The following is a 9,321-nucleotide window of genomic DNA, read 5'->3' as shown; positions in this document are numbered from 1 at the left end:
ACCTGTTCGACCCGCTACAGTGCAGAAACTTCTTCAAAGCTGCCGGATATGAGGCCAATTAAACGCGACGTGCTTTAGGCCGCCCGTCGCGGCTCCGCCGGAGAAACTTTAGGCCGGCCGCAAGCCGGGTTCTCTGCGACCGTGAAGACCACTTTGCAAGCGATCGCCCGCTGCTGAGCGGCTGGTTACCGGTTCCTGGGAAGTTAGTGCTCGGTCGGCCTACTTCCGGATAAAGGTCAGATAGGCGGGCCGCCTTCCCGCGCGAAGGGCCTTCGCTTCGTAGCGGGTGCCGGGCCAGCCCTCATAGGGCGTGTGCCAGTCGGCAGCCTCGTTTGCCTGCCAGGCGAAACTGCCATTGGCGCGGCAGGCGAGCAGCGTCCAGTTCACATAGCTGTCGATATCGGAGGCGAAGCGGAATCTCCCGCCCGGCTTCAGCACCCGGGCGAACCGGTCGAGATTGGCGGGGCTGACAAAGCGCCGCTTCCAGTGCTTCTTCTTCGGCCAGGGATCGGGATAAAGCAGGTCGATGCCGTCGAGCGAGGCTGGCGGCAGCCAGTCGAGCAGACGCGTGGCGTCGTCGTCATAGACTTTCAGATTGGCAAGCGGGCCCTTGTCGAGCGCGGTCATCATCTTGGCCACGCCGTTGACGAAGGGCTCGACGCCGATGAAACCGGTCGCCGGAGCCTCCGTCGCGCGATGCAGAAGATGTTCGCCGCCGCCGAAGCCGATCTCGAGCCGACAGGCTGAAACCTGCGCCTTGAACAGCGTTCCAAGGTCCGCGGGTGCCTCCGCCGTCAGGTCGAGGCGATAGGCGCGCAAGCCACGTTCAAGCGCTTCTGCCTGCTGCGGACGAATGGTCTTGCCGTGCCGGCGGCCGAAAAATCCTTCGGTCGCGCGGCTTGGCCTGTCGTTTGGCTCCATGAACAGGTCTGGCGACGCCGTCAGGCGGCAATCGCATCGGCAACCGCGTCCTTGAGCGCCTTGGCAAGGTCCGTCTTCTCCCAGGAGAAGGAACCGTCGCGGCCGGCCTTGCGGCCGAAATGGCCATAGGACGAGGTTTTCGCGTAGATCGGCTTGTTGAGGTCGAGATGACGGCGGATGCCGGAAGGCGAGAGATCCATCACCTTGCGCAGCGCCTCCTCGAGCCTGGCCTCGTCGACCCTGCCGGTGCCGTGCAGGTCAACATAGACCGACAGCGGCTGGGCGACGCCGATGGCGTAGGAAAGCTGGATGGTGCAGCGGTCGGCGAGCTTGGCCGCTACCACGTTCTTGGCGAGATAGCGCGCCGCATAGGCAGCCGAACGGTCGACCTTCGTGGTGTCCTTGCCGGAGAAGGCGCCGCCGCCATGGGGCGCCGCACCGCCATAGGTATCGACGATGATCTTGCGGCCGGTCAGGCCGGCATCGCCGTCGGGCCCGCCGATCACGAACTTGCCGGTCGGGTTGATGTACCAGTTGCAGTCGTCGGCGACCTTGAGTTCGCCAAGCGCCTCGCGGACGTAAGGCTCGACGACATTGCGGACCTTCTTCGAATCCCAGCTCGAGTCGAGGTGCTGGGTGGAAAGCACGATCTGCGTCACTTCCGCCGCCTTGCCGTTGGCATAGCGCACGGTGACCTGGCTCTTGGCGTCCGGGCCGAGCTTGGCGGCCTCGCCGTTGCCTTCGTGGCGCGCGGCGGCAAGCAATTCGAGGATCTTGTGGCTGTAGTAGATTGGTGCCGGCATCAGGTCCGGCGTCTCGCGGCAGGCATAGCCGAACATGATGCCCTGGTCGCCCGCGCCTTCCTCGCCCTGGCGGTCGGCGGCATTGTCGACGCCCTGGCCAATGTCCGGCGACTGGCCGTGCAGCAGCACCTCGATCTTGGCCGTCCTCCAGTGGAAGCCGGCCTGCTCGTAGCCGATCTCACGGATGGCCTTGCGGGCGACCGATTTGAACTTGGTCGGATTGACGACCGGGTGGCCCGCCGCATCCTTGAGGATGTTGCCTGCCTTGTCCTTCTTCAGCAGCGTCTCGGGAACCCTGACCTCGCCGGCGATGACGACGCGGTTGGTGGTGGCCAGCGTCTCGCAGGCAACGCGCACCTTCCACGGGTCCATGCCCGTCTTCCTGGCCTCGCGATAGACGAGATCGACGATCTCGTCGGAGATACGGTCACAGACTTTGTCGGGATGGCCTTCGGAGACGGATTCCGAGGTGAAGAGATAGTTCTGCCGCGTCACGGGTGTCCCCTCTTGAAAAGGATCGGCAAGGCTGCCGATTTTGGCGCGCCACGTGTTAGCGGTGCCGGGCGCCGCTCGTCAAGCGGCGCGACAGATCTGGCATGACTATCGGCACAATCAACTTGTGCCACCGGCGGCAGGGTACCGCCGGCGACATGAGCCTGGATTCACTCGGCGTCGTCCGGCGAAAGGGACTTCACAAGATCGATAATCCGGCGCCGCACCTTGACGTCGGGAATCTTGACGAAGGCACGATTGAGCTGAAGCCCTTCCGGGCTGCCGCAGAATTCGATCGCGAAAGTCATCGAGGCATCCTCGGCAAATCCCCGATTGCCGGTGACCGCCTCCTGACCGGGGGCGTCCTCGAAGAAGAAGGCGACAGGGACGCTCAGGATGGAGGCGATTGCCTGCAGGCGGCTGGCGCCGACCCTGTTGGTCCCCTTTTCGTACTTCTGTATCTGCTGAAACGTGATGCCGAGATTTTCACCCAGCTTTTCCTGGCTCATTCCAAGCATATTGCGACGCAGCCGAATACGACTGCCGACATGAATGTCGATCGGATTCGGCTTCTTCTTGTTCTCTTCTGTCATTTTTTCCTCGCCGAATTTTTCCGGCTTTTTCTATTTTTGCCGCCCAAACGAAACCGGAGCCACCTGCCCCAACAGACCCCTCCAACCGACTTCGAGAAAATTTTAGGCGTTACAGTATGAGTTTCTAATGTGCCGACTGTCAATTCACCCGTAGCCGCTGCCTTACATTCAATGTGAGGGCCGCGAGGGCAAACAGCAACATGATCAGCAATCCGTTAATTCGCCGCTGATCGGCGGTTAGCAGGGCGCGCCCGGAAACCGGCACATGCGCGTCGATGGCGCCGCGCGCATCGACTGCCAGGGCATCGACGATGCGCCCACGCGAATCGACAACGGCGGAGATGCCGTTGTTGGCCGCACGCAACAAAGGCACTCCATTCTCCACCGCACGAATCTGCGCCTGCCTGAAGTGCTGGTAGGGGCCTGGCGTGTCGCCAAACCAGGCGTCGTTGGTGACGTTCACAATAAGCTCGGATGACGCTGCATCGATGGCAACGAGGTCAGGAAAGATGACCTCGTAACAGATGAACGGAACCGCGCGCAGGCCGTTCGGCACCGCGATCGGATGGCGTTCGTTGCCGGCGGCGAAATTCATCGGTCCGGCAACGAGCTGGCCTATGCCGAAACGCTCGAACAGGCCGGCAAAAGGCAGATATTCGCCGAACGGCACCAGATGCACCTTGTCGACAGCATCGACGATCTCGCCCTTGTCGTTGATCGCCACCACGGAGTTGTAATAACGGCTGCCGGCATTGTCTGCGCCACCCTCCTCGCGCACCACGCCGGCGATCAGCATCTGGCCGTCGCCCAGCATATCGCCCAGGGCCGTCAGCGCGTCCGGACGCTCCGTGAACAGGAACGGCACGGACGTTTCCGGCCACAGGATCAGTTGCGGCTTGGCATGGCCTTGCTCCGGTGCCTTCGCCGAAATCCCCATCAGCGTGGCGAAGATGCGGTCGCGCACCGAGGCATCCCATTTCTCGGTGAGGTCGACGGCGGGCTGTACGATGCGCACGTCGATCGAGCGGGTGGCCGGCGGGGCTGGGACGGCAAGCCTGAAATAGCCGAAGCCGACGTGAGCGGCAACGAGAGCGACGAACAAGGCCAAGCCCAGCCTGAGATGCCGGCGCGCCGCGACAAGCGCCGGCAGGGAAAAGACAAAAACGGCGAGCGCGTTCATGCCGATCATGCCCGTCACCGACACGCTTTGCATCAGGAGGGGCACCGGCATTGCGGCATAGCCGACGGCATTCCAGGGAAAGCCGGTGAACAGGAAATCGCGCAGCCATTCCGCAAGGCCGAAGCCGAAAGCAAGTGCGGCGATGCGGCCGATATCACTGCTCCAGCAAAGCCGCGCCACGAGCGTCGCAAAACCATAGAAGAAGGCGAGCCCAAAGGGGATGCCGACGACGGCGAAGGGCAGCGCCCAAGCGAAGCTGTCGGCCTCGACAAGAAGGGCCTGGCCGATCCACCAGAGGCCCGCGAGGAAATAGCCGAAGCCGAACCACCATCCGATGGCGAAAGCCGGGCGAAGGCGACGCAGCCAGCCGTCGGAGGCTTCACCGGTGGCGCCGTCGAGCAGCCAGACAAGCACCGGAAACGAGACGAAACAGACGGCGAAGAAATCGTAAGGCGCCTGGGCGAGAACCGCGAGCGCTCCCGCGACAAACGCTACCAGCGACCGCCGCCACCCCCACAGCAGAATTATCCGGCCGGCAAAGCGCTGCATTCAACTTTCCAAGTCGCGCGAATCAGGCAGCCAGAGATTTAACAGGCCGAGCCGGATGCTCCAAACATGAGTGAGCGCAACCAAATTCACGGTCGCGCTAACGGTGCCACCCTTCAATGCTGAGGCCGCTCAGTCGCTCGGCCTCCTCTTTGGGCACAATGCGCACGGTCTGTGTGAAGGTCCAGACATGGCCTTCTGGATCGCGGGCTCGATATTGCCGTTCGCCGTAGAAACGATCGATGGGCTCCTCGACAATTTCTGCCCCCGCGGCGCGCGCTTTCTCGCAATGGGCGCCGAGGTCTTCCCTCAATCGGATATAAACCGACTGCGTGTTCTTGCCGCCGACAGAGGCGGGGCTGGCAATATGCGCGGCCCATTCGCCATCGACGATGATATAGCCGTCGCCGAACCGCATTTCGGCATGAACAAGTCGCCCGTCGCTGTCGCTCGCCAGCATGCTCGGCTCGAAGCCGAACGCCGCCTGAAGCCAGGCCAAAGCCGCGCGGGGATCTTGATAGAAGACGCCGGAGCCGAGGACAGCGTGCTTGAACGGGTCGTCGATCGGCATGAGCGAATATCAGGCCTGCTCGGTGCGCGCCGCGCGGCGGCGCTGCCGTTCGCCCTTCGGGCTCTGCACGATGCGCACCCGCTTGACGCGGCGCGGATCGGCGTCGAGCACGTGGAATTCGAAGCCCGGTATGGCCTGCACCACTTCGCCACGGGCCGGAACCCGGCCGAGCGTGTTGAAGATCATGCCGCCGATGGTGTCGACATATTCACCGTGCTCGCCCGCGGCGAAATCCTCGCCGATCATCTTGGCGACCTCGTCGATCTCGGCCTTGCCGTCGACCACGAACACGCCCTCTCCGATCCGGGTGATCATCGGCTCGTCGTCGTCGTGCTCGTCCTCGATGTCGCCGACCACCATCTCGACGATGTCCTCGAGCGAGGCGAGGCCATCGGTGCCGCCATATTCGTCGATGACCAGCGCCATCTGGGTCCGCGTCGTCTGCATGCGCCCCATCAGGTCGGAAGCAAGCATCGATGGCGGCACGAACAGCACCGGCCGGATCAGGTCGAGATCGCCGATGGTGCGGGCGAGATCGACCTGGGCCAGATCGAGGATCGTCGGCGCCTGGGTCTTCCTGTTCGCCCGGCCCTTCTTGACGCGGGCGACCTTGGTAATGTGGGCAAGAACGTCGCGTATGTGGACCATGCCGCGCGGATCGTCGAGCGTTTCGGAATAGACCGGCATGCGGGAATGACCGGACTGTTCGAAGAGGCCAAGCAGATCGCCAAGCGAGGTGGTGATCTCGACCGCCTCGATATCGGCACGCGGCACCATGACGTCCTCGACGCGCACTTCGCGCAGCCGCAGGATGTTGTTGAGCATCGCACGTTCGCCGGGCGAGAAGGATTCGGCATCGGTGGCCGTCTCGGCCAGCGCGTCGGCGATCTCCTCGCGCAGGTTGGTGCCGTTGCGGTGCCTGAACAGGCCTAGCACGCGATCGAAGAGAGAAGGACCGGCATGCGGAGGCTCGGCGGCCACGCTGCCGGTCGGAATACTCGGACTGGAGCCCTCTTCCGATTTTTCGGAAGGCTTGGCCGCACTGCCGGCGTCCGGACGGGCGGCAGTTTCTGGTTTGTCGTTCATCGCCATCAGGTCAATTGGTCTTTTTTGTTACGCGTAGGGATCGGGAATGGCAAGCCTCGCAAGCGCCGCGCGCTCGATCGCTTCCATCTCCTCGGCCTCGGCGTCGGTCTCGTGATCATGGCCCAGAAGATGCAGCAGGCCATGGATGACGAGATGGGTGATATGGTTCGCCAGCGGCTTGTCTTCCAGTGCGGCCTCACGCGCAACGGTCTCGGAAGCAAGCACGATGTCGCCCAGCATCGGCGGCAACTCGACGCCTTTCGGAACGGAAAAAGCCGGGAAAGACAGTACGTTGGTCGGCTTGTCCTTGCCGCGCCATTCGGCGTTGAGAGTGCGGATATGGGCGTCGTCGGAAAAAACGACGCTGAGCTCCGAAGCGCCGCTCGCGCCGGTTTCGGCAAAGGCGGCAGCGACGGCCTGATCGACCAGGTGCGCCAGCTCGGCCTCAGGGGGCCAGTCGCCGGCCTCGACGAAAATATCGATGTCGACCGGCGTCTTGCCGCTGGATCCCGGATTTTCAGCCATGGGGCTTGGATCAGCTCTCGGCGCCGAGGCCCCTGGCGAACTTGCCGTCCCGGTCATAGGCCTTGACGATCTCGGCAACCAGCGGATGGCGCACGACATCGCCCTCGTTGAAGCGGACCGTGACTATGCCCGGCACGCCGTCGAGGATGCGCAGCGCCTCGACCAGGCCCGACTTGGTGTTGGGCGGCAGGTCGATTTGGGTCGGATCGCCGGTGACGATCATGCGCGAGTTCTCACCGAGACGGGTGAGGAACATCTTCATCTGCATCGGCGTGGTGTTCTGCGCCTCGTCGAGGATCACCGCGGCATGCGCCAGCGTGCGGCCGCGCATGAAGGCTAAAGGCGCGATCTCGATGACCTCGGCGGCGATCGCCCGCTCGACCTTGTCGGCCGGCATCATGTCGTATAGCGCGTCGTAGAGGGGCCGCAGATAGGGGTCGACCTTCTCCTTCATGTCGCCGGGCAGGAAGCCGAGCCGCTCGCCGGCCTCGACCGCCGGGCGCGACAGCACGATGCGCTCGACCATGCCGCGCTCGAGCAGCATCGCCGCATGGGCCACCGCCAGATAGGTCTTGCCGGTGCCGGCCGGGCCGATGCCGAAGACCATTTCGGAGCGCTCCAGCGCGCGCATATAGGCGTCCTGGTTGAGCGAGCGGGCATAGATCGTGCGCTTGCGCGTGGCGATCTGGGCGGCCGAAACCTTGCCCTTGCGCTCCATGGTGGGCAGCGTCAGCTGGTCGTCGGCGGCGATCGCCATGCGCACGGCGCCGTCGACGTCGGACTGGCCGATATCGACACCCTTCTGCAGAATGCCGTAGAGCGTGTCGAGCGCGCGGCGCGCCTGCTCGGCGGCCGAAGCTGTGCCCTTGATCGCAAGCTGGTTACCGCGCGAACGGATATCGACGCCGAGCTTCTGCTCGAGACGGGCCAGATTCTCGTCGAACTGGCCGTATAGGGCGCTGGCAAGCTTGTTGTTGTCGAAGGTCAGTACGATGTGCGCCATGTCGGAGGCCCCGGATGCCTGGTTCTGGGGCGGATTCTTCAGTTCAGCAGCGCTCAACCGTCTCTCCTCATCTGCCGAGGCTTGTGGCTATGCATGTCGTTGTCCCGAAACCGCGAGCACTTTTTGGGCGACATGCATCAGGCCAACTCGGCGAACAGGCTGTTGGGACCTGTCTTCGTGATTCGTACGTCGATAATGTCACCGATTCCGCCGGCCTTGTCGTCAACAATAACAGGCTGCAGCCAGGGCGAGCGGCCGACGATCTGACCGGCATGGCGGCCGGGCTTCTCGATCAGCGTGCTGACGGTGCTGCCGACCAGGCTGGCGATGAATGCCTTCTGCTGCTCGTTGACTAGCGCCTGCAGGCGCTGCAGCCGCTCGTCCTTCACGGCTTCCGACACATGGCCGTCCATCTCGGCGCCCGGCGTGCCGGGACGCGGCGAATATTTGAACGTGAAGGCCGAAGCGTAATTCACCTCGCGCACCAGTTCGAGCGTTGCCTCGAAATCCGCTTCCGTCTCGCCGGGGAAACCGACGATGAAGTCGCCGGACATGGCGATATCGCCGCGCGCGGCGCGGATGCGATCGATGAGCGCCAGATAGTCGCGTGCCGTATGCCTGCGGTTCATCGCCTTCAGTATCCGGTCGGAGCCAGACTGCACTGGTAAATGCAGATAGGGCATCAAGGCCGGCAGGTCACGGTGCGCGGCGATCAATTCATCATCCATGTCGCGCGGATGGCTGGTGGTGTAGCGCAGCCGCGCCAGGCCGGGAATTTTCGCCAGGCGGAAGAGCAGGCGGCCGAGGCCCCATTCCTCGCCGTTTTCGCCCTCGCCGTGCCAGGCGTTGACGTTCTGACCGAGCAGCGTCACCTCGCGCACGCCAGCCTCGGCGAGGCGCTCGGCCTCGGCGACGATCTGGGCCACCGGCCGCGAGACTTCGGAGCCGCGCGTATAGGGCACGACGCAGAAGGTGCAGAACTTGTCGCAGCCCTCCTGAACGGTAAGGAAAGCGGTGACGCCGCGCTTTGCCACCTCGGCGCGCTTCGGCTGCGGCAGATGCTCGAATTTGTCCTCAATGGCGTAGTCGGTCTCGACGATCTTCTCGCCGCCGCGCACCCTCGCCAGCACGTCGGGCAGCCGGTGATAGGTCTGCGGGCCGATGACGAGATCGACGGCCGGCGCACGGCGTATGATTTCCGCCCCTTCGGCCTGCGCCACGCAGCCGGCGACGCCGATCAGCAGCTCACGGCCGGTCTCGGCGCGCTCGGCCTTCATGTCGCGGATGCGGCCAAGCTCCGAATAGACCTTTTCGGCCGCCTTCTCGCGGATGTGGCAGGTGTTGAGCAGCACCAGATCGGCGTCTTCGACGGCGTCGGTGGCGACATAGCCGTCGGCCGCCAGCGCATCGGTCATACGCTGGGAATCGTAGACATTCATTTGGCAGCCATAAGTCTTGACGAAGACCTTTTTCGCCGCCCGGGCATGCACCGGCTCGCGCTTGGGCGCGGTGCCGATGTCGTGACTTTCAATCGTGTTCAATTCCATCGGGCGGCTTCTAACGCCTTTCCGCGACAAAAAACAGCCGATTCCGGCAGGCTA

General features: G+C 63.8%; 9 protein-coding genes. All 9 read right to left on the bottom strand.

Features of this window, described 5'->3' with window-relative positions:
* Nucleotides 1-219: 219 nt before the first annotated feature.
* The 9 genes from CK215_RS14765 to miaB all read right to left on the bottom strand — a co-directional run bounded on the left by CK215_RS14765 (nucleotide 220) and on the right by miaB (nucleotide 9,267).
* A complete protein-coding gene (locus CK215_RS14765; protein WP_095831316.1) occupies nucleotides 220-921 on the bottom strand; it encodes a tRNA (guanosine(46)-N(7))-methyltransferase TrmB in 702 nt (233 codons plus the stop codon).
* A gap of 20 nt (nucleotides 922-941) precedes the next feature.
* Entirely contained in the window at nucleotides 942-2,219 is a 1,278-nt protein-coding gene (metK, locus tag CK215_RS14760; protein WP_066996328.1) for a methionine adenosyltransferase, read from the bottom strand.
* A gap of 167 nt (nucleotides 2,220-2,386) precedes the next feature.
* Nucleotides 2,387-2,809 carry a helix-turn-helix transcriptional regulator gene (locus CK215_RS14755; protein WP_095777507.1) on the bottom strand — a complete coding sequence of 141 codons (423 nt, stop codon included), beginning with the start codon at nucleotides 2,807-2,809 and terminating at the stop codon, nucleotides 2,387-2,389.
* 139 nt (nucleotides 2,810-2,948) lie between these two features.
* Entirely contained in the window at nucleotides 2,949-4,538 is a 1,590-nt protein-coding gene (gene lnt, locus CK215_RS14750) for an apolipoprotein N-acyltransferase (RefSeq protein WP_095831315.1), read from the bottom strand.
* Nucleotides 4,539-4,635: 97 nt separating this feature from the next.
* Nucleotides 4,636-5,106 (bottom strand): VOC family protein, encoded by a 471-nt coding sequence (locus CK215_RS14745; protein ID WP_095831314.1) that lies wholly within the window; start codon nucleotides 5,104-5,106, stop codon nucleotides 4,636-4,638.
* Between the two features lie 9 nt (nucleotides 5,107-5,115).
* Nucleotides 5,116-6,192 (bottom strand): hemolysin family protein, encoded by a 1,077-nt coding sequence (locus tag CK215_RS14740; protein ID WP_067324766.1) that lies wholly within the window; start codon nucleotides 6,190-6,192, stop codon nucleotides 5,116-5,118.
* Between the two features lie 27 nt (nucleotides 6,193-6,219).
* A complete protein-coding gene (gene ybeY / locus CK215_RS14735) occupies nucleotides 6,220-6,717 on the bottom strand; it encodes an rRNA maturation RNase YbeY (protein WP_095831313.1) in 498 nt (165 codons plus the stop codon).
* A 10-nt stretch (nucleotides 6,718-6,727) separates the two neighbouring features.
* A complete protein-coding gene (locus tag CK215_RS14730) occupies nucleotides 6,728-7,720 on the bottom strand; it encodes a PhoH family protein (protein ID WP_245299624.1) in 993 nt (330 codons plus the stop codon).
* A gap of 137 nt (nucleotides 7,721-7,857) precedes the next feature.
* Nucleotides 7,858-9,267 (bottom strand): tRNA (N6-isopentenyl adenosine(37)-C2)-methylthiotransferase MiaB, encoded by a 1,410-nt coding sequence (gene miaB / locus CK215_RS14725; protein WP_095831312.1) that lies wholly within the window; start codon nucleotides 9,265-9,267, stop codon nucleotides 7,858-7,860.
* Nucleotides 9,268-9,321: the final 54 nt, after the last annotated feature.

It is taken from the genome of Mesorhizobium sp. WSM3864, assembly GCF_002294955.1.
In the GTDB taxonomy this organism is placed as follows: Bacteria; Pseudomonadota; Alphaproteobacteria; order Rhizobiales; family Rhizobiaceae; genus Mesorhizobium.
The sequence above is the reverse complement of the archived record's forward strand: the minus strand, read 5'-3'. Positions and strand labels throughout refer to the sequence as shown.

Excerpts from the sequence above, each read along its gene's own strand:
- CK215_RS14755 (WP_095777507.1), bottom strand. The coding sequence starts at position 2,809 with ATGACAGAAGAGAACAAGAAGAAGCCGAATCCGATCGACATTCATGTC.
- CK215_RS14740 (WP_067324766.1), bottom strand. The coding sequence starts at position 6,192 with ATGAACGACAAACCAGAAACTGCCGCCCGTCCGGACGCCGGCAGTGCG.
- ybeY (WP_095831313.1), bottom strand. The coding sequence starts at position 6,717 with ATGGCTGAAAATCCGGGATCCAGCGGCAAGACGCCGGTCGACATCGAT.
- CK215_RS14745 (WP_095831314.1), bottom strand. The coding sequence starts at position 5,106 with ATGCCGATCGACGACCCGTTCAAGCACGCTGTCCTCGGCTCCGGCGTC.
- miaB (WP_095831312.1), bottom strand. The coding sequence starts at position 9,267 with ATGGAATTGAACACGATTGAAAGTCACGACATCGGCACCGCGCCCAAG.
- lnt (WP_095831315.1), bottom strand. The coding sequence starts at position 4,538 with ATGCAGCGCTTTGCCGGCCGGATAATTCTGCTGTGGGGGTGGCGGCGG.
- CK215_RS14765 (WP_095831316.1), bottom strand. The coding sequence starts at position 921 with ATGGAGCCAAACGACAGGCCAAGCCGCGCGACCGAAGGATTTTTCGGC.
- CK215_RS14730 (WP_245299624.1), bottom strand. The coding sequence starts at position 7,720 with ATGGCGCACATCGTACTGACCTTCGACAACAACAAGCTTGCCAGCGCC.